The sequence below is a fragment of the Thermodesulfomicrobium sp. WS genome (genome assembly GCF_027925145.1).
In the GTDB taxonomy this organism is placed as follows: Bacteria; Desulfobacterota; Desulfovibrionia; order Desulfovibrionales; family Desulfomicrobiaceae; genus Thermodesulfomicrobium.
This window is the reverse complement of record NZ_AP027130.1, coordinates 1,583,567-1,601,895: the sequence shown is the minus strand read 5'-3', so window position 1 is coordinate 1,601,895 and position 18,329 is coordinate 1,583,567. Positions and strand designations below refer to the sequence as shown.

At 63.5% G+C, this 18,329-nt stretch carries 15 protein-coding genes; 14 read left to right on the top strand and 1 reads right to left on the bottom strand.

Going from position 1 to position 18,329, the window contains the following annotated elements:
• The first annotated feature begins 7 nt into the window (after positions 1-7).
• Positions 8-1,021 carry an adenosine kinase gene (locus QMF81_RS07665; RefSeq protein ID WP_281750187.1) on the top strand — a complete coding sequence of 338 codons (1,014 nt, stop codon included), beginning with the start codon at positions 8-10 and terminating at the stop codon, positions 1,019-1,021.
• On the opposite strand, the gene QMF81_RS07660 is transcribed toward QMF81_RS07665, so the two are convergent.
• Entirely contained in the window at positions 1,008-1,850 is an 843-nt protein-coding gene (locus tag QMF81_RS07660; RefSeq protein WP_281750186.1) for a hypothetical protein, read from the bottom strand. The genes QMF81_RS07665 and QMF81_RS07660 overlap by 14 nt on opposite strands.
• 138 nt (positions 1,851-1,988) lie before the next feature.
• Here QMF81_RS07660 and QMF81_RS07655 point away from each other — a divergent pair, with 138 nt between their 5' ends.
• The 13 genes from QMF81_RS07655 to rhuM all read left to right on the top strand — a co-directional run bounded on the left by QMF81_RS07655 (position 1,989) and on the right by rhuM (position 18,324).
• Positions 1,989-2,459, top strand: a complete 471-nt coding sequence (locus QMF81_RS07655; RefSeq protein ID WP_281750185.1) for a chemotaxis protein CheW — start codon at positions 1,989-1,991, stop codon at positions 2,457-2,459.
• A 65-nt stretch (positions 2,460-2,524) separates the two neighbouring features.
• Complete coding sequence (gene mfd / locus QMF81_RS07650; RefSeq protein ID WP_281750183.1) at positions 2,525-5,983, top strand: transcription-repair coupling factor; 3,459 nt, start codon at positions 2,525-2,527, stop codon at positions 5,981-5,983.
• A 43-nt stretch (positions 5,984-6,026) separates the two neighbouring features.
• Complete coding sequence (locus QMF81_RS07645) at positions 6,027-6,932, top strand: SurA N-terminal domain-containing protein (protein ID WP_281750182.1); 906 nt, start codon at positions 6,027-6,029, stop codon at positions 6,930-6,932.
• A 17-nt stretch (positions 6,933-6,949) separates the two neighbouring features.
• A complete protein-coding gene (locus QMF81_RS07640) occupies positions 6,950-7,858 on the top strand; it encodes a RodZ domain-containing protein (protein ID WP_281750181.1) in 909 nt (302 codons plus the stop codon).
• Positions 7,855-8,586 (top strand): DNA repair protein RecO, encoded by a 732-nt coding sequence (gene recO, locus QMF81_RS07635; protein ID WP_281750180.1) that lies wholly within the window; start codon positions 7,855-7,857, stop codon positions 8,584-8,586. The genes QMF81_RS07640 and recO overlap by 4 nt, the downstream gene beginning before the upstream one ends.
• 39 nt (positions 8,587-8,625) lie before the next feature.
• Positions 8,626-9,504 (top strand): glycine--tRNA ligase subunit alpha, encoded by an 879-nt coding sequence (locus tag QMF81_RS07630; protein WP_281750179.1) that lies wholly within the window; start codon positions 8,626-8,628, stop codon positions 9,502-9,504.
• 21 nt (positions 9,505-9,525) lie between these two features.
• Positions 9,526-11,616 carry a glycine--tRNA ligase subunit beta gene (glyS, locus tag QMF81_RS07625; protein ID WP_281750178.1) on the top strand — a complete coding sequence of 697 codons (2,091 nt, stop codon included), beginning with the start codon at positions 9,526-9,528 and terminating at the stop codon, positions 11,614-11,616.
• 49 nt (positions 11,617-11,665) lie between these two features.
• Positions 11,666-13,444, top strand: coding sequence for an ABC transporter ATP-binding protein (locus QMF81_RS07620; RefSeq protein WP_281750177.1), 1,779 nt, complete (start codon positions 11,666-11,668; stop codon positions 13,442-13,444).
• A 200-nt stretch (positions 13,445-13,644) separates the two neighbouring features.
• Positions 13,645-15,228: a class I SAM-dependent DNA methyltransferase gene (locus QMF81_RS07615; protein WP_281750176.1), complete on the top strand. Its 1,584-nt coding sequence runs from the start codon at positions 13,645-13,647 to the stop codon at positions 15,226-15,228.
• A 97-nt stretch (positions 15,229-15,325) separates the two neighbouring features.
• Positions 15,326-16,483, top strand: coding sequence for a Fic family protein (locus QMF81_RS07610; RefSeq protein WP_281750175.1), 1,158 nt, complete (start codon positions 15,326-15,328; stop codon positions 16,481-16,483).
• A 113-nt stretch (positions 16,484-16,596) separates the two neighbouring features.
• Positions 16,597-17,442: a restriction endonuclease subunit S gene (locus QMF81_RS07605; RefSeq protein WP_281750174.1), complete on the top strand. Its 846-nt coding sequence runs from the start codon at positions 16,597-16,599 to the stop codon at positions 17,440-17,442.
• Positions 17,369-17,866 (top strand): hypothetical protein, encoded by a 498-nt coding sequence (locus QMF81_RS07600; protein ID WP_281750173.1) that lies wholly within the window; start codon positions 17,369-17,371, stop codon positions 17,864-17,866. The genes QMF81_RS07605 and QMF81_RS07600 overlap by 74 nt, the downstream gene beginning before the upstream one ends.
• Positions 17,863-18,324 carry a RhuM family protein gene (gene rhuM / locus QMF81_RS07595; protein ID WP_281750172.1) on the top strand — a complete coding sequence of 154 codons (462 nt, stop codon included), beginning with the start codon at positions 17,863-17,865 and terminating at the stop codon, positions 18,322-18,324. Before QMF81_RS07600 ends, rhuM begins: the two co-directional genes overlap by 4 nt.
• Positions 18,325-18,329: the final 5 nt, after the last annotated feature.

Genomic DNA, 18,329 nt, shown 5'->3' with positions numbered 1-18,329 from the left:
AGTGCACATGGAATTCGATGTGTTTGGCATGGGCAATGCCTTGGTGGACATGGAATTTGCGGTCGATGACGTCTTTTTGGAGACCCATGGCATTGCCAAGGGGCTCATGACCTTGGTGGATGCAGATCGCCAGTTCGCTGTTCTCCAGGCGCTGCGCAGTCAGCATGGGACTCGGGCCTGTGGAGGCTCCGCCGCCAATACCATGGCGGCCGTGGCGGCTTTGGGGGGCCGAGCCTGCTATGCATGCCTGGTGGCTGCCGACGAGATGGGGGATTTTTTCTTGGAGGACTTGGCCCGCATGGGGGTTGCCACCACCCTGCAGGGGCCGCGCCCTGCTGGGACCACCGGATCGTGTGTGGTGCTCGTGACCCCGGATGCGGAGCGCACCATGAACACCTATCTGGGCATTTCTTCACAGTTGGGCGCAGCCCATGTGGATGAAGAGGCCGTGGCCCGCTCCCGGTTTCTGTACGTGGAAGGGTATTTGGTGTCTTCGCCCACGAGTCGATCCGCGGCCGTGGCAGCCATGGCCATGGCCCGGCGTCATGGGGTGCGCACGGCACTGAGCTTTTCCGATCCCGCCATGGTGGAGTATTTTCGTCTTGGTCTGGAAGAAATCCTCGGGGAAGGGGTGGATCTGCTTTTTTGCAACCGGACGGAGGCGTTGGCATGGGCCGGATGCCGTACCCTGGCCAAGGCTGTGGATAGCCTGCGGCAGGTGGCAGGAGCCTTTGCCGTCACTTTGGGGGCGGAAGGGGCGTTGCTTTTCGATGGCTATCAGCTCCACGAGGTGGACCCGTTTCCGGTCACGCCCAAGGATACCAATGGGGCTGGAGACATGTTCGCTGGCGCCTTTTTGTATGGCATCACCCATGGGATGTCGTTTCCGGAGGCAGGACGGCTGGCCAGCCTTGCCGCTTCGCGGGTGGTGACGCGATTTGGCCCCCGTCTTGAGCAGCAAGAATATGCCGCACTGCTCAAAGATTTCCGCGCCGGTGAGTCGCCGTCTACGCCGTCGTAGGTGTGCCTTGGAGCATGGCGAGCACCCATTTGCCTTCCTGCTGCAAGCGGCTCTGCACCGCGCTCTGCACGGAGGCGGGTGACGAGCCGAAGTCCGTGCCTCGCAGGGCATAGACCTTCTGGAGCAGCTTTCGCGCAAATTCCGGTTGCTGCAGGCCTCGGGGGTTGCCCTTCGCCTGGATTGCTTCAAGGGCGGTGGTGAAGATGCGGCTTGCCCCGGCCGGGCCGTGCTGCACCGCGGTGCTCCACAGCGCCTCGGCCACAGCTCGCGGGCCTTGGGCCACATCGATGCCGGTACGCTCCAGGATGGCCTGGCGGGCGGGCTCAAAGTGGGTTTGCTCGATGAATTGGCGTTGCACCTGGAGGAAGCGTTGCGGGGCCTCGGCAGCGATGGCCTTCCATACCGTGGGCATACCGCCGGTGGTGGACCCGGTGTTGGCCGGACCTGCAGCCCGCAGACGCGCCGCCCAGGAGGGCGCCACCTGGTCGAGGTATTGGAGGAAGCGGTCCATGGTGCCGGGCCGAGAGGCGATCTGGTACGCGCCATAGGAGGTGCCGCCCACGGGGTCGTAACCGATGGCAGCGCCGCCGGCGTCTGCGGACTCGAATCGGGCGCTCACCTCGCCAAGGGCTGAAGGCTGGGACGATGCGGCCGTCAGCTCCTGAATCGTGTGCACTGCTTGGTTGAGGAGCGCGCTTTGCCCCGCATCGAGCCCATGCCGTTGGGCATCCATATGTTCCTCGAACTGGACGCGCGACCGGTAGGTGTGGCGGGGCGTTGGCAGGGCGTTCATTTGTCCAAGAAGGTGCAGACGGTCGATGACAGACATGAGGACTCCGTGTCAGAAAAGTGCCCAAGACAGTGGTTGTCCTGATTTTATGCATAAAGCACGCCAGGTTTTAGGAAAGCCCACGGCCTGCCTTGCCACTTTTTTGAGAAGTCCGTATGGGCCAGCCAGGAGGTGCCTATGGCCACGACGACACACGACGATCACTTGCTGCAGCTGGTGACCTTCCGCATCGGCGAGGAAGAATTCGGGGTCAATATCCTCCAGGTGCAGGAAATCATCCGCATGCTGGACATCACCAAGGTCCCCAAGGCTCCGGATTTCGTGGAAGGCGTCATCAATCTCCGCGGCAAGGTCATTCCCATCATTGATCTTCGCAAGCGCTTTGGGCTCCCGGCCCGGGAGCGCGACAAGATGAGCCGCATCATCGTGGTGGAGATTGGGACCACGGTGGTCGGCTTCATCGTGGATGCGGTGTCGGAAGTGCTGCGCCTGCCTGCCAGCACCGTGGAACCGCCGCCGCCCGTGGTGGCTGGACTGGACGCCGAGTACATCAGCGGCGTGGGCAAGCTCGATGACCGCCTGCTCATCATGCTCGACATGGACCGCCTCCTTTCCCGGGATGAAAAAACCGCCCTCGGTGCGGCATAGCTCTGCGAGGGCATACCCATAACCACAGGCGGGGATGCATCCATCCCCGCGTTTTTTCCATCGCCTTGACACCTCCAGAACTCCATTCTTTCCTCAATCGTCCCCAGGGCAGCCTGCGGGTGGTCAAGACCGGGCCGGTGGGTCAGGTCTGCTTGGCGCACCTTTTGGTGCGCGCGGGCCATTTCGTGGTCCTGCTCACGCCCCCAGGAGCGGATGTGGCGCTTTTTGGAGCCCTGGTGCACGCCCTTGATGGGGATTTCGCTGGCCAGCCCCCGTGGAAGCGGCGCTTTCTTTCTTTGCCGCGTTTTTCTCCAGAGGTGGGGTCTCCGGGTACGTGGGGAGAGCGCTGGAGCGTGCTCTACGGCTTAAGTACCCAGGCGCCACGGGCGCTTCTTCTTCCCTTGGACAACCTGATTCACAAATGGCCGTCACCGGCGATGGTGGCCAGCGCGCATGTGGAGATCCGCCGAGGGGAGGATGTCAGCCTGGATGCCCTGGTGGAGACCTTGGTGGCCTTTGGCTACCGCCGTACGTCGCTGGTGGCCGTTGTGGGCGAGTTCTCCGTGCGTGGCGACATCGTGGACGTGTTCGCCCCGGGGTGGGAACTGCCCGTGCGCCTGGAGACCTTTGGCGATACCGTGGAGCGACTCACGCTCTTTGAGCCGTTGTCGCAGCGTTCGCGGGCGGATCTGGAGCATACCGTGATCGTGCCGGTACAGGCGGTGCCCGCGGCGCTTTCCCAGGTGGAAAAAGCGCACTCTCTGTGGGATGGCTGGGTACGCACTGGCGATCTTTCCCGACAGGCGTATCAGCGCCTGGAGCAAAGCCTTACGGAAGGGGGAGTGCCGCTTCTGAGCCTTGCCCAAAGCGGCCTTGAAGGTTTCGATGCTTGGATCCCCAGGGACGCGGTGATCGTCGTGGCGGAGGCCCAGAACCTGCGGCCCAAGCTGGAAGAGTCCCTGTGGGAGTGGCAGCATTTTTTGCAGACCTGGCAGGATGGGCTCCCGCGTCAGGGGCTGCTGCAAACGGAACAGGAGTCTCGACGTCTTTTGGAGGGACGCCCCAGCCTTTTGTGCGAGGACCTGGTCATGGGGCAGCGCGGGCATGCCCTGGAACTTGCCGAGGAACCCCTGCGCACCTTTGCGGACCTCTTTTGGAAGCCCGAGGACCGGCAGCGGCCGTGGCGGGCGGTGGTGGAGGCCTTGCGGTCCTGGCAGCAGGCCGGCGAGCGGGTGGTGGTGTGCTTCCCCACTGCCGGGGCCCGGCGCAAATTCGTGAGTCTTGCTGGGGAAGAGGGGCTCATGGTGCAGGATGGCCTGCCCCACGGGCCGGGCATCGGCGCTGTGGTTTCCGGCGTCCGTCAGGGCGCTGCTCTTCCCTGGGCAGGGGTGCGGGTGATCCCGGAAGCCGTGCTCCATCCCGGGGAGACTGCCCCGACCCGCCGCCGACCCAAGGCCTTTTCCGGGCTTTCCTCCTTTGAAGGCCTTGAGCCGGGCGATCTCTTGGTGCACCGCGACTATGGCATCTGCCGCTTTGGTGGACTTGTCCGCGTGCAGATGGGCGAGGTGGCCAACGATTTTCTCCTGCTGCTCTTTGCCGACGAGGACAAACTCTATCTCCCGGTAGACCGCCTGGGGTGCGTGCAGCGCTACCAAGGCCCGGAGGGCGCCACTCCTGCCTTGGATCGCCTGGGCTCCACGGGCTGGCGCAAGGCGCGGGAGCGGGTGCGCAAGGCCGTGGCCGCCATCGCCCGGGACCTGGTGGAGATGTATGCCTTCCGCAAGATCGCCAAAGGATTCGCCTACGGTCCGGTGCCGGCCTTTTACCGGGACTTCGAAGCCACCTTTGGATTTGACGAGACCCCGGATCAGGAACGGGCCATTGCCGAAGTCCTGGCGGACATGGAACGCCCCGAGCCCATGGACCGCTTGGTGTGCGGCGATGTGGGATTCGGCAAGACGGAAGTGGCCTTGCGGGCGGCATTTCGGGCTGTGGCCGACGGCAAGCAAGTGGCCTTGCTCTGTCCCACCACCGTGCTTGCAGAGCAGCACTACCAGACCTTCCGCCAGCGCATGGAGCCGTTTTCGGTGCGCGTGGCCTTGCTTTCCCGCTTTGTGCCCGCGGCGACGCAAAAGACCGTACTTAGGGCCGTGGCCCAAGGCCAGGTGGACGTGCTCATCGGCACCCATCGCATGCTCTCCAAGGATGTGGAGTTCGCCAACCTCGCCCTGCTCATCCTCGACGAGGAGCAGCGCTTCGGGGTGCAGCACAAAGAACGCCTCAAGAAGATGCGGGCCACGGTGGACGTGCTCACCCTGACCGCCACCCCCATTCCCCGCACCTTGCAACTCTCACTCGCCGGGGTGCGGGGGCTGTCGGTCATCGAAACCCCGCCGGTGGACCGGAAACCCGTGGAGACCGCGCTCATGGAGCGGGACCCCGAAGCCTTGCGCTCCATCCTGGAGCGGGAGCTTGCCCGCGGCGGTCAGGTGTTTTGGGTCTCCAATCGTGTTCAAGGGTTGGAGCAAACTGCGGCCTTCGTGCGATCCCTCGTGCCGCAAGCCCGGGTGGGCATGGCCCATGGGCAGATGCCGGCACGCGAGCTCGAAGACTCCATGCACCGGTTTTGGCATGGGGAGATGGACATCCTCGTGTGCACCGCCATCATTGAGTCTGGCCTGGATTTCCCTCGGGCCAACACGTTGGTGGTGGATCAGGCCCATCTTTTTGGTCTGGGGCAGCTCTATCAATTGCGGGGCCGGGTAGGCCGCTCGTCGGTCCAGGCGTACGCCTATTTCGTGGTGCCGAACCCCGACGCCTTGCCGGAGGTTGCCCGCAAGCGGCTGAAAATCATTCTCGAGATGGACTACCTGGGCGCGGGCTTCCGGGTGGCCATGGAAGATTTACGGCTGCGCGGCGCGGGAAACATCCTTGGCGAGGCCCAATCCGGGCACATGGGCAAGGTGGGGCTCGATCTGTATTTGGAGATGCTGGAAGAAGAGGTGCGGCGCCTGCAGGGTGGGGCGGTACAGACCTTTATCGAGCCGGAGCTCAACTTGGGGTTTCAGGCGGTTATTCCGGAAGCGTATATTCCCGACAGTCAGGAGCGTCTGCACTACTACAAGGCCCTGTCCTCGTGTCCGGACGAGGCGGCGGTGGAGGCCGTGGTGGACGAGATGCGCGACCGCTTTGGCGTCATTCCGGATGCTGTGCGCCTGTTCGTGGCGGCCTTGCTGGTCAAGCAGGCAGTGTGGCGTTTGGGCGCGGTGCGGGTGGATTTGGGGCGCGACAAGTGCCTGGTGTACTGGGACGCCGCCCGTTGTCCCATCGATCCGAAGCGCTTGGTTTCCTGGATCATGGCGCGAACCGACGCCCGCATGCTGCCGCCCGCCAAATTGGAACTTGCCTTGGCGGGAGAGGGGCTGACTGCTCGCGTACGGGCCGCCTACACCGCTTTGCAGGACCTCGTTCGGGAGGTTGCCGCTCCTGCTTTAGGGCTGGACGCGGGCGATGCAGAAAGCTAGGAATCACCCGGCCGCAATCCGGAAAACAACTATGGGAGAGCCTATGCGCCGAGCATGGATGGTCGTTTTGGTGTTTTTGGTGAGCGCCCCGACTGCCTGGGGGACGTTGGTGGACCGCATCGTGGCCGTGGTCAACGGCGAGATCGTCACCTGGAGCGAACTGGAGGCCGAGACCAATCGCTTCCTGGCCCAGGCTGGCCCCAATGCCCCGGACGAAGCTTCCGCGCGCAAGGTGGTGCTCGATTCTCTCATCAATGATATTTTGGTGCGCCAAGAGGCGGAACGCCTGCAGGTCACGGTCTCGGACAGCGATGTGGAAAACGCGCTTCGGGAATTCAAGACGCGTCGGCGTCTGTCGGGTGCTGAATTTCAGCACGGGCTGACGCTTCAAGGCATCACCCTGGACGAGTTCAAGAAGCAACTGCGCAGCGATCTTATGCGGCGGCGCATCTTGAACTTCATGGTGCAGCGCAAAGTCGTGGTCACGGACGAAGAGATCCAGGCGTACTACGACGCCCATGCCCAGCAATTTCGCTCCGGTCGGCACCTGACGGTGCAGCTTGCCGTGCTGCCGAGCCAGGAAGATGCCGCCAAGGTCGCTGCTGCCGTGCGCCAAGGCGACATCACCATGGACCAGGCGGTGCGGGAATATTCCATCGGTCCGCGCCAGGATGACGGCGTCATGGAGGTGGCGTGGCAAGATTTGGATGCAACCTGGCGTCAGGCCCTGTCCGGTCTTTCTGCGGGCCAGGTGAGTTCGCCGTTTCTGGTGCAGGGCAAATGGGTCGTCGTGCGTCTGGTCCGTGAACGTACCACGGACGAAGGCGGCGGGATCGATGCGGTGCGGGAGGAGATCCGGGACATCCTGACTCGGCCGAAATTGGAAGAGCGCTTCCAGGAGTACATGGCGTCGCTGCGGGCCAAGGCCCTGATTGATGTGCGGCTGTAAGGGGCAGGAGGAGGGGCATGCAGGAAGAACTCCAGGCCATTGGGCAGATGTTGCGTGAGGCCCGCGAGGCCAAAGGGTTTTCCTTGGCCGAGGTGGAGGCGCGCACCAAGATTTCCGTGCCGGTGTTGAGCGCTTTGGAGGCAGGGGACGCGAGCCGCTTGCCCCACCCGGTATATGCCAAAGGCTTTTTGCGCAGTTATGCCGCGCTTCTCGGACTGGACAGCGTGGATCTTTGCTCCCGTTTTGCCCAGGCCTACCCGCTGCCCGATGCCATGGAAGAGCCCCCGGAGGAGCGGGCGGCCCAGATTCGAGTCACGGTGCGCCATCCTGAGGCCGACGATCGTTGGCGGCCGTGGATGGTGCGCGTGGCTGGAGCTGCTGTGGCGGTGGTCGTCGCGGTGGGGGGGTGGTACGGGTTCCAATGGTATATCCTGCCTCAGGTGGTCGCCTTGCGTCAGGCCGCCACGTTGATGACCCATCCGGCCAATGAGACGATGCCTGCGGCCAACACCACGCTTGCGCAGCCTCAAGAGACGAGCCCCGCGCTCGGGGAGCCTGGGCAGGCTCCGGCAATGCGCGACGAGAATGCTTCCCTCAATGCATCGGCCGATTCTCCTGTGGCGCCGAACTCCCTGGAACCTGCTGTGGAGGACGCCGCGCCCGTGGCCTCGCAGCAGGCCCCTCAAGCGGAGCCGCTTCGGGTCATGCGGGTGGAGGCTGTGGCGGACTGTTGGTTACAGGCCAAGGCGGACGACAAGGTGACGGATTATTTTCTGCGCCAGGGGGAGCGGATTGACGTGACCTTTGCTTCTTCTTTGCGGATGAAGCTCGGCAACGCTGCAGGCGTGCGTCTATGGTTGGACGGGCAGGCTTTTCCGGTGGGAAAGACCCGCCCCGGGGAGGTCCGAGTCATTTCCGTGCCATGATGGATTGGTCCGAGACGGTGCTTCTTTTGCGGGTGGGCACCTTGCGTGAGGCGGACTGCTGGGTCCGCTTTTTTTCGCCAACACAAGGGATGCTCACGGCCTTTGCCTTTGGCGGGCGCCGCAGTCGCCGCCGCTTCGGCGGCTGTCTCGATCCATTGGATCGGGTGCATTTTTCCATGGCGTGGGAGCGTCGGCGCCACTACCTGGTGCTGCGGGAAGGGGCGCTGGTGGAGCGGTTTGGGCGCATGAAGGCGGACTTGGACCGTTTGGGCATGGCCAGCAATTGCCTGCGTTTCGTGGAAGGGCTCTGCATCCCCCCGGATGGGGTCGCCGTGGTGCACCATGCCTTGGTGGAGGCATTGCGGCTCCTCGATGGAGAACACGGGGCGTCCCGGTTTTTTCCGGTGCTGTTTCGGGCCCATGTGATCTTCAACATGGGTTTTGCTCCCAAGCTTGATGTCTGTGGGGGCTGCGGCGCGGACCTCGGAGCACGGCCTGCCTTTTCCATCCCCAAGGGGACGGTGCTGTGCCGCCGCTGTGCAGGGGCTGAGCGGAGCATCTCTCCTGCCACCATCGCGCTTTTGCGGAGCATTGCCCAGCCGCTGCCTGCGCCCTGGGCGCTTGAGCAATTACCTCCTGTGGTGCGTGAGGAGACGTGGTATTTGGTGGATCATTTTTTACGCTGGCACGTGGATCTGCATGCAGGGACGCACGGCGCTCGGTGTTGATTTTCGTGAAGCTATTTTGAGTATAATCAAGGAGAAGGTATGTATTTTCAGGATGTCATACTTGAGTTGCAGCGATTTTGGGCAGATCAAGGATGCGTGCTGCATTTTCCGTATGATATGGAAGTGGGCGCCGGGACGTTCAATCCATCCACATTTCTTCGGGTACTTGGCCCTGAGCCATGGAATGTCGCCTACGCGGAGTCTTCCCGTCGGCCGACCGATGGAAGATACGGTGAAAATCCCAACCGCCTCCAGCATTACTATCAATTTCAGGTGATCTTGAAGCCGTCGCCGGCCAATGTGCTGGAGCTTTACCTGGAGAGCCTGGGGGTGCTGGGCATCGACAAGGCCGAACACGATATCCGCTTTGTGGAGGACGACTGGGAAAGTCCCACCTTGGGGGCCTGGGGGCTGGGCTGGGAGGTCTGGCTCAACGGGATGGAAGTCACCCAGTTTACGTACTTCCAGCAGGTGGGCGGCATTGATCTCGATCCCATAAGCTGTGAAATCACCTATGGCGTGGAACGTCTCACCATGTATCTCCAGGGAAAAGAATCCGTTTATGCTTTGCAATGGAACAAAAACGTGACCTATGGAGACATTTACCATCAATCGGAAGTGGAGCAATCCAAGTACAACTTCGATTATTCCAACAAAGATATGCTGCTGTCCTTTTTCCAATCGTGTGAAGAGGAATGCAAACGTCTGTGCGAGGCCAATCTTCCCTGGCCGGCGTATGACTATTGTTTGAAGTGCTCCCATCTCTTCAACCTCCTCGATGCCCGTGGGGCCATCTCCATCACTGAACGCGCCCAGTATATCGGTCGTGTTCGGCATCTGGCATCCACGGTGGCGCGTTTGTATGTGGAACAGCGTCAGGCCCTGGGACATCCCATGCTGCGTTTGGTGAATGCATAGCCCGTTGTGAGCGGAGAAGATATGGCGCATTTTGTTTTGGAAATCGGTGTCGAGGAGATGCCGGCGCGGTTTTTGCCAGCGCTGGAAGCGGAATTGGCTTCGCGTTTGGATCAAGCCCTGACGGATGCCCGTTTGGCGCACGGATTGGTGCGGGCGGCAGTGACCCCGCGGCGCTTGGTGGTGGAAGCGGAAGATGTCGCTCCGTTGCAAGCAGTGGAGGAAGTGGAGGTCCTGGGCCCGCCGGCGGCCGTGGCTTGGGACGCCCAGGGGGAGCTCACCAAGGCAGGCCTTGGCTTTGCCCGCTCCCAATCGGTGGAGCCGCATGCCCTCTACCGCGTGACCACGGCCAAAGGAGAGTACGCCGCAGCGCGTAAGACCACCGGCGGCGGCCTGGCGGGAGATATCCTGGCCGAGGCCGCATCCAGTATTTTGAAGACCTTATCCTTTCCCAAGCGCATGCAATGGGTGGGCAAGGAGTGGAGCTTCGGCCGCCCGGTACGCTGGCTCTTGGCCCTCTTGGATGAGGCTGTGGTGCCGGTGCGTTTCGCCCAGTTGGTGGCGGATCGCTTCACCTGGGGGCATCGGGTGCTCGGGCCTGGGCCCTGGAGCGTTCCCCATGCCCGGGATTTTCGTCGCATCCTTGAGGAGCAGGGGGCGGTGATCCTGGATCCTGCGGCGCGGCGCGCGGCCATCATTGAACAAGGCAACGCCGCGGCCCAGGCCGTGGGCGGCACGGTTGCCTGGAGGGACGATCTGCTGGCCGAAGTGGTGGGCCTGGTGGAGAGCCCCTGTGCGGTGCTCGGAAGTTTCGATGCCTCGTATCTGGAGATCCCACAGGAGGTCCTGCTCACCAGCATGCAGGCCCATCAAAAGAGCTTTGGCGTCCGCGGGGAGGACGGCGCGCTTGTGCCGTATTTCCTGGCAGTGGCCAATATCCGCTCCACCCGGCCGCAGACCGTACGTGCGGGCTGGGAGCGCGTGCTGCGCGCCCGCCTCGAAGACGCCCGCTTTTTCTGGCGCACGGACCTTGCCGCGGACTTTGCCGCCTGGAACGCCAAGCTGGAAAACGTCACCTTTCTTGGCCCCTTGGGCTCCATGGCGGACAAAACCCGGCGCTTGGAGCGCATTCTCGACGTTTTGGATGCGCACGCGGTGGTGTCTGGGGAAGACACGCTCGCCGCGGCTCGGCGGGCGGCGCAGCTGTGCAAGGCGGATCTGGTGTCCGCCATGGTGTACGAATTCGGGGAACTGCAGGGGATCATGGGCGGCATTTACGCCCGCCGCAAAGGCGAACCCGATGCCGTGGCCCTGGCGATCCGGGAACACTACCTGCCCTTGGGGCCGGATACGCCGGTGCCGGCCAGCCTGGCGGGTGCCATGCTCGCCCTTGCCGACAAGGCCGATACCTTGGTGGGCGCCTTTGGCTTGGGCATGATCCCCACCGGGGCTGCGGACCCGTACGCCTTGCGCCGTGCAAGTCTGGGCATCATCCGTATCCTTTTGGAGCACGAGCTGCGCGTGCCGTTGTCCACGCTGCTGCAGGCCGCTTACTGCGCCTACGGCGATGGCATTGCCTGGAAACTTGCCCCTGAAAAGGCCCAGGCGCGGCTGATGGACTTCTTCGGCCAGCGCCTCAAGGCGTACTGGGCAGGCCAAGGCATGGACACCCTGACCCTGGATGCCGCCTTGGCCGTGGGCTTTGACGACGTGGTGGACACCGGCCGCCGGGTGCGCGCCCTGCAGGCCGCGGTGGGGACACCGGACTTCGAGCCTGCGGCCCTCACCTTCAAGCGTGTGGCCAATATCGTGCGCAAAAGCGGGGCCGAGGCTGCGGCCCACGTGGATCCGGGGCTCTTGGAGGCCGGGGCGGAGACGGAGCTCTGGGCCGCACTGGAGGCGTGGGAGCCGCGGTTTGCCAGCGCCTGCGCCCAGGGGGATTACGGCGCCCTGTTTCCGCTCTTGGCCGAGTTGCGGCCGGCAGTGGACCACTTTTTCGACTCCGTGATGGTGCTTACCGACCATCCTGGCCAGCGGGCCAACCGTTTGGCCATGCTGTCGCGCATCCTCCATCAAGTAGGACAGGTGGCCGATTTCACCCGGTTTCAGGTGTAAGGGGAGCCATGGCACTGGTGGCTGAGTGGAAACGTTGGGGGCGGCGATAATGGCCGCCCCTGCCATTTGGGGTTCGAGCCTGTGGCGCCTCTTGCCCTGGGTGCGGCCGTATGTGCGGCGCATGGCCTTGGGGCTTGTGGCCAATGCCGGCGCGCGGTTCTTCGACTTGGTGCCGCTTATGGTCGTCGGCCGGGTGGTGGATATGGTGGCGGCCTCCATGCAGGCCGGACGCCCCTTGGAAGTCGCCGATTTTGTCCTGGCTGCGGCGGTGGTGCTTGCCACCTTTGGGGCCTTGGCCGTGTGTCAGAGCACCAGTGACTATCTGCTCGACACCGTGGCCCAAAAGGTGCGCCACGACCTGCGCGTGGCCTTGTATCAGCATGTGCAGCGCCTGGATGTGGCCTATTTCGAGACCCGGCAGATCGGCGACATCATGGCGGTGCTCGCCGGCGACGTGGATACCCTGGAGCGCTTTTTCGCCGACACCTCCACCAGCATGGTGCGCTTGGTCATCACCTTTGCGGGGGTGTATGGGTCGCTCTTGTGGCTCGATCCGTATTTGGCCGTGCTGCTCATGCTGCCGCTGCCTTTTGCCATCGCTGCGGTGCGGTTTTTTGCCACCAAGGTGGCCCCGCAGTACCGCCGCGCCCGGCAGGCCGTGGGCGCCATCAATGCCATTTTAGAGAACAATCTCCAAGGCATGCCGGTGATCCAGGCCTACTGTGCCGAGGACGCCCAGACCGCACGCATCCGCGAGCACTCCCAAGAGTACCGCGATGCCGCCATCCAGGCCGCCTGGGAGCGGGCGCGCTTCGTGCCGCTCCTCTATGGGGTGGCGGGCGTGGGCTACGCCGTGCTCATCGGCGTGGGCGGCTGGATGACTTGGGCCGGCATTGGACCGAGCCTTGGAGACTTCACCACCTTCGTGCTCATGGCCATGCGCCTGGTGCTGCCGCTTTTTGTGTTCGGGGCCCTGATCAACCAGATCCAGCAGGCCGAGGCCTCTGCCCGGCGTATCATGGAGCTGTGGGAGACCTCCGCCCAGGTGCAGGAGCACACCGAGGCAAGCCCTCTCTCCGGTCCGGTGCGTTGCGTGGAGCTTCGGGACGTGTGTTTTGGCTATCCGGGTCGGGGGCAGGTGCTCTGCCGCATCAACCTGCGTCTGTGTCGCGGGGCGGTGCTGGGAGTGGTGGGGCACACCGGGGCAGGCAAAAGCTCGCTGGCCAAGCTGCTTCTGCGCTATTTTGACCCCGATTCCGGCCAGATCCTGGTGGATGGTCGGCCCCTGCAGCAGGTGGCCTTGGCGTCCTGGCGCAGCCGTATTGGCTACGTATCCCAGGAGGCCTACCTCTTTCACGGCACGGTGGCGGAAAATATCCTGTTGGGCTCTCCCCATGCGGACGAGGCCGCCCTGCGCGAGGCCGCACGCTTGGCCGGGGCAGAGGAGTTCATCCTGCGTCTGCCCCAAGGCTATGCCACCCTGGTGGGAGACCGCGGCGTGCGCCTTTCCGGCGGTCAGCGCCAGCGCATCTCCCTGGCCCGGGCCCTGCTGCGGGATCCGGAGCTCCTCATCCTCGATGAAGCCACTGCCAGCGTGGATACCCGCACCGAGGCCATCATCCAGGAGAACCTTCGCCACTTGCACCCCGGACGTATGACCTTGGTCATCGCCCACCGGCTCTCCACCGTGCGCTTTTGCGATGAGATCGTGGTACTGGTGGATGGCATCATCGTGGAGCGCGGCACCCACCAGCAGCTGGTGGATATGGGTGGGGTGTATGCCGGGCTCTGGCAGGTGCAAAGCGGAGAAAACGGGGAGAAGGCATGAGGCGACCACGCTTGCGAAATGGCGCGGCAAAAACGGTTGGCCTTGAGTCTTTGGGTCTTCCATTGCCCCAATTGGAGATGTCCTGCGTGACGCGATCGGCTCACCTCCATGACGCATGATGGGAGAAAAAACATCGGGGTCGCATTCAAAGCGGTAGCAGTAGGACGCACAACGATCTGATGCAAACAGCAGTCTGGAATATGGCAAAGAATACCCGAAAGAAGAATGCAAGTAACGGCGCGAGCCTCGGCTTCGAGGCCGAACTCTTCAAAGCCGCCGACAAGCTGCGCGGCAACATGGAGCCTTCCGACTACAAGCACGTCGTCCTGGGTCTGATCTTCCTGAAATACATCTCGGACGCCTTCGAGGCCAAGCACCGGGCGCTCCTCGCCGAAGACCCGCTGGCCGCCGAGGACAAGGACGAGTACCTCGCGGACAACATCTTCTGGGTGCCCAAGGAGGCGCGCTGGTCGCATCTGCAGGCCAATGCCAAGCGGCCGGAAATCGGCCTGTTGATCGACGAGGCCATGCGCGCCATCGAGAAAGACAACGAGTCACTCAAGGGCGTGCTCCCCAAGGACTATGCCCGCCCCGTGCTCAACAAGGTGATGCTGGGCGAGCTCATCGACCTTCTCTCCGGCATTGCGCTGGGCGAAGCGGGCGACAAATCCCGCGACATCCTCGGGCGCGTGTATGAGTATTTCCTCGGCCAGTTTGCCGGGGCGGAGGGCAAGCGCGGCGGCGAGTTCTACACGCCGCGTTCGGTGGTGCGCGTGCTGGTGGAAATGCTGGAGCCGTACTCGGGCCGCGTCTACGACCCCTGCTGCGGGTCAGGCGGCATGTTCGTGCAGTCGGAAAAGTTCGTGCAGGAGCATGGCGGGCGCATTGGCGACATCGCCATCTACGGTCAGGAGAGCAACTACACCACCTGGCGGCTCGCCAAAATGAACCTCGCGGTGCGGGGGATCGACGCCGACATCCGCTGGAACAGCGAGGGCAGCTTTCACAAGGACGAATTCCCGCAGCTCAAGTTCGACTTCATCCTCGCCAACCCGCCGTTCAACGTCTCCGACTGGGGCGGCGAGCGTCTGCGCGACGACGTGCGCTGGAAGTTTGGCGCACCGCCCGTGGGCAACGCCAACTTCGCCTGGCTGCAGCATATCTACCACCACCTTGCCCCCAACGGCACCGCAGGCGTGGTGCTGGCCAATGGCTCCATGTCCTCGCAGCAGTCGGGCGAAGGCGAGATACGCAAGGCGATGGTCGAGGCCGACGTGGTGGACTGCATGGTGGCGTTGCCCGGGCAGCTTTTCTACTCCACGCAGATTCCCGCCTGCCTGTGGTTTCTGGCGCGCAACAAGAACCCCGGCAAGGGCTGGCGCGACCGGCGCGGTGAGGTGCTCTTCATCGACGCGCGGCAGATGGGCGTGCTCGTGGACCGCACCCGGCGCGAACTCACCGACGAGGAAATCCAGAAGATCGCTGACACCTACCATGCCTGGCGCCTGCCTGCGCCGAGGCTTCGGCAGGCAGGCGGCGAGCCCGGCGCGGGTGAATACGCCGACATTCCCGGTTTCTGCAAATCGGCCACACTCGATGAAATCCGCAAGCACGGCCACGTGCTGACGCCGGGGCGCTATGTGGGCGCGGCGCGGCAGGAGGACGGCGGCGAGCCGTTTGCAGAAAAGATGGCGCGCCTGGCGGCCCAGTGGCGGCAGCAGCGCGAGGAGGCCGCGCGGTTGGACGCCGCCATCGAGGCGAACTTGCGCGAGCTGGGGTTTTGATTCATGAAAATGGCCTGCCAAGCTATTTTTATAGAACAATTCATGTGGAAATAGCGTGGCCAGCTATTTTCACGACGGAAAGGAGCGAACCCTCACCATGCAGCGCGAAATGACCGGCCAGTGGGTGACCAGCATCGCCGGTGGCGAGCCGGTGCGCGCGTTCGTCCCATGCCCCCTGCCGCCCGAGCCGCCGCTCGTGCTCGATGCCACGCGCCAGCAGCGCCTGGAACAGGCCTTGCTTGCCCTCGGACGGCTAGATGCCATCGCCGCCTTGCTGCCCGAGCCGGAGATCTTCCTGTACGCCTACGTGCGGCAGGAAGCGGTGCTCTCCAGCCAAATCGAGGGCACGCAATCGTCGCTTTCCGACTTGCTGCTCTTCGAACTCGACCAGGCGCCGGGCGTGCCCTTCGACGACGTGGTGGAAGTCTCCAACTACGTCGCCGCCCTTGAACACGGCATGGCGCGGCTGGCCGAAGGCTTGCCGCTGTGCAACCGGCTCATCCGCGAGCTGCACGAAAAGCTGCTGGCGCGCGGTCGGGGCGCGGGCAAAGCGCCGGGGGAATTCCGCACCACGCAAAACTGGATCGGCGGCACCCGCCCCGGCAACGCTGTCTTCGTTCCGCCCCCGCCGCAGGAAGTCGAGCGACTCATGGGCGAGCTGGAGCGCTTCCTGCACACGGAAGATGGTCCCGGCGCTCTGATCAAGGCCGCGCTTGCCCATGTGCAGTTCGAAACCATCCACCCTTTCCTCGATGGCAACGGCCGCGTCGGGCGGCTCCTCATCGCCTTCATCCTTCATCACGAAGGCGTGTTGCGCCAACCGCTGCTCTATCTGTCGCTCTTTTTCAAGCGCCACCGCGCCGAGTACTACCGCCTGCTCGATGCCGTGCGCACGAGCGGCGACTGGGAAGCCTGGCTCGATTTTTTTCTCGAAGGCGTGGCCCTCACCGCGCAGGCCGCCGTAGAAACGGCGCATCGGCTGCTCGAGCTGTTCGCTGCTGACCGCGCGTGCATTGTGCCCTTGGGCCGCACCGCCCCCACCGTGCTGCGCCTCTTCGACATGCTGCGCCACCGTCCAGTGGCCAACATCAAACTGCTCGCCGAGCACGCTAGCGTGAGCTTCGCCACCGCCGCCCGCGCCGTGCACACCTTGCAACAACTCGGCATCGTGCGCGAGATCACCGGCCGCGCGCGTGAGCGGGTGTTTGTCTATGGCGCATACCTCGACCTGCTCGCCCAGGTGGGCGAGGCATGAGGCCATCCCGGTTTGGGGAGACGGAACGATGACGAAGTCGGCGCTGGCGGGACGGCAGGGGAAGGCGGTGTGGGGGGATGCGGCGATTGGAGCCGACTTGAGGGAGCTTGGGAATGGCGGGTGAGTGGCGGGAAGTAACCATTGGCGAGCTAATGCCGTTCAGCTATGGCAAAGGCTTACCTGAGAGGCGGCGCAATGCGAACGGTCGTGTCCCTGTTTACGGTTCTAATGGCGTTGTAGGTTTTCATGACGCCTCATTGACAGATGGTCCGACTGTCGTGATTGGTCGCAAAGGGACTGTCGGCGCAGTTCACTACTCACCTGTTCCTTGCTGGCCAATCGACACAACGTTCTATGTGACCGGCACAGAACCATGGTTGGTTCGATTCCGCTATTACGTTCTCAAGTCTCTTGGGCTGGAGCACATGAATGCCGATAGTGCAGTCCCTGGACTAAACCGCGATGCTGCCCATGCCCGGATGATTTTTACACCAGTAGCTGAAACCGAACAACGCGCCATCGCCCACATCCTCGGCACGCTAGACGACAAGATCGAAAACCTGCGCCGTCAGAACGAAACGCTGGAGGCCATGGCGCGCGCCCTGTTCCGCGCGTGGTTCGTGGACTTCGAACCCGTGCGCGCCAAGCTGGAAGGCCGCCTGCCTGCGTCCCCAGGACAGGCAGGCTGGCGGCGCGGCGAATCGCTGCCGGGGCTACCCGCCCACCTCTACGACCTCTTCCCCGACCGCCTCGTGGATTCGGAGTTGGGCGAGATTCCGGAGGGGTGGGGGGTGGGAATGCTTGGCGACGTTGCAGATAATCCACGCCGGGGTATTCAACCAAACCAGCATCCGACCGGATACGCCCTACATCGCGCTGGAGCATATGCCGAAGCGGTGTATCACACTCTCCGATTGGGGCGTCGGCGACGGTCTCGAAAGCAACAAGTTCGAGTTTAGGAAAGGCGAAATCCTCTTTGGAAAGCTCCGGCCGTACTTCCACAAGGTCGGCGTTGCGCCGGTCGATGGCGTGTGCTCGACGGATATCGTCGTGGTCGCCCCGAAGACTCCGGTCTGGTTTGGTTTCGTGCTTGGTCATGTGTCGAGCGTGGAGTTCGTCGAGTATACGAACGCCGGCTCGACCGGGACGAAGATGCCGAGAACCAGTTGGGCCGAGATGGCGCGCTACACAGTTGCGTTGCCACCGCAGGCTGTCGCCCGCGCAAGTACGGAGACGTTACAGCCGTTTGTTACCCACATCATCGCGGGTGTTCACGAAACCCGCACCCTCGCTCAACTCCGCGACACCCTGCTGCCCAAGCTGATCTCCGGCGAACTGCGCATCCGGGATGCCGAAGCCTTCCTCGAGGCGCGCGGACTATGAAGCCTCAGAACCAGATCATCATTTTCGAATCTCCCGACCAATCGATACAGTTTCGTCTGGAAGGTGAAACCATCTGGCTGACGCAGCGCCAGATGGCCGAGCTATTCGCCACTACGCCGGAAAACGTGCTCATGCACCTGAAGAACATCTTCCGCGATGGCGAACTCGAGGAGCCGGCAACGACTAAGGATTTCTTAGCAGTTCGAACCGAAGGCACGCGACAGGTCGAGCGGCGACTGAAGCACTACAACCTCGACGCCATCATCTCCGTCGGCTACCGCGTCAATTCCACCCGCGCCACGCGCTTCCGCCAATGGGCCACCCGCGTGCTGCGCGAGTACCTCACCCAGGGCTATGCGCTCGACCGCCAGCGCTTTGAGAAAAACGCCGCCGAGTTGGAAGCGGCGCTCGCGCTGGTGAAGAAGGTCGCCGCGGGCGAGGCGCTTACCGCCGGGTAGGGGCG

Bases quoted from the DNA above. Each gene is read 5' to 3' on its own strand.
- recO (WP_281750180.1), top strand. From the start codon at position 7,855: ATGATGGATTGGTCCGAGACGGTGCTTCTTTTGCGGGTGGGCACCTTG.
- QMF81_RS07640 (WP_281750181.1), top strand. From the start codon at position 6,950: ATGCAGGAAGAACTCCAGGCCATTGGGCAGATGTTGCGTGAGGCCCGC.
- QMF81_RS07620 (WP_281750177.1), top strand. From the start codon at position 11,666: ATGGCCGCCCCTGCCATTTGGGGTTCGAGCCTGTGGCGCCTCTTGCCC.
- QMF81_RS07630 (WP_281750179.1), top strand. From the start codon at position 8,626: ATGTATTTTCAGGATGTCATACTTGAGTTGCAGCGATTTTGGGCAGAT.
- QMF81_RS07655 (WP_281750185.1), top strand. From the start codon at position 1,989: ATGGCCACGACGACACACGACGATCACTTGCTGCAGCTGGTGACCTTC.
- QMF81_RS07610 (WP_281750175.1), top strand. From the start codon at position 15,326: ATGCAGCGCGAAATGACCGGCCAGTGGGTGACCAGCATCGCCGGTGGC.
- QMF81_RS07645 (WP_281750182.1), top strand. From the start codon at position 6,027: ATGCGCCGAGCATGGATGGTCGTTTTGGTGTTTTTGGTGAGCGCCCCG.
- QMF81_RS07615 (WP_281750176.1), top strand. From the start codon at position 13,645: ATGGCAAAGAATACCCGAAAGAAGAATGCAAGTAACGGCGCGAGCCTC.
- QMF81_RS07600 (WP_281750173.1), top strand. From the start codon at position 17,369: ATGCCGAAGCGGTGTATCACACTCTCCGATTGGGGCGTCGGCGACGGT.
- glyS (WP_281750178.1), top strand. From the start codon at position 9,526: ATGGCGCATTTTGTTTTGGAAATCGGTGTCGAGGAGATGCCGGCGCGG.
- rhuM (WP_281750172.1), top strand. From the start codon at position 17,863: ATGAAGCCTCAGAACCAGATCATCATTTTCGAATCTCCCGACCAATCG.
- QMF81_RS07665 (WP_281750187.1), top strand. From the start codon at position 8: ATGGAATTCGATGTGTTTGGCATGGGCAATGCCTTGGTGGACATGGAA.
- QMF81_RS07660 (WP_281750186.1), bottom strand. From the start codon at position 1,850: ATGTCTGTCATCGACCGTCTGCACCTTCTTGGACAAATGAACGCCCTG.
- QMF81_RS07605 (WP_281750174.1), top strand. From the start codon at position 16,597: ATGGCGGGTGAGTGGCGGGAAGTAACCATTGGCGAGCTAATGCCGTTC.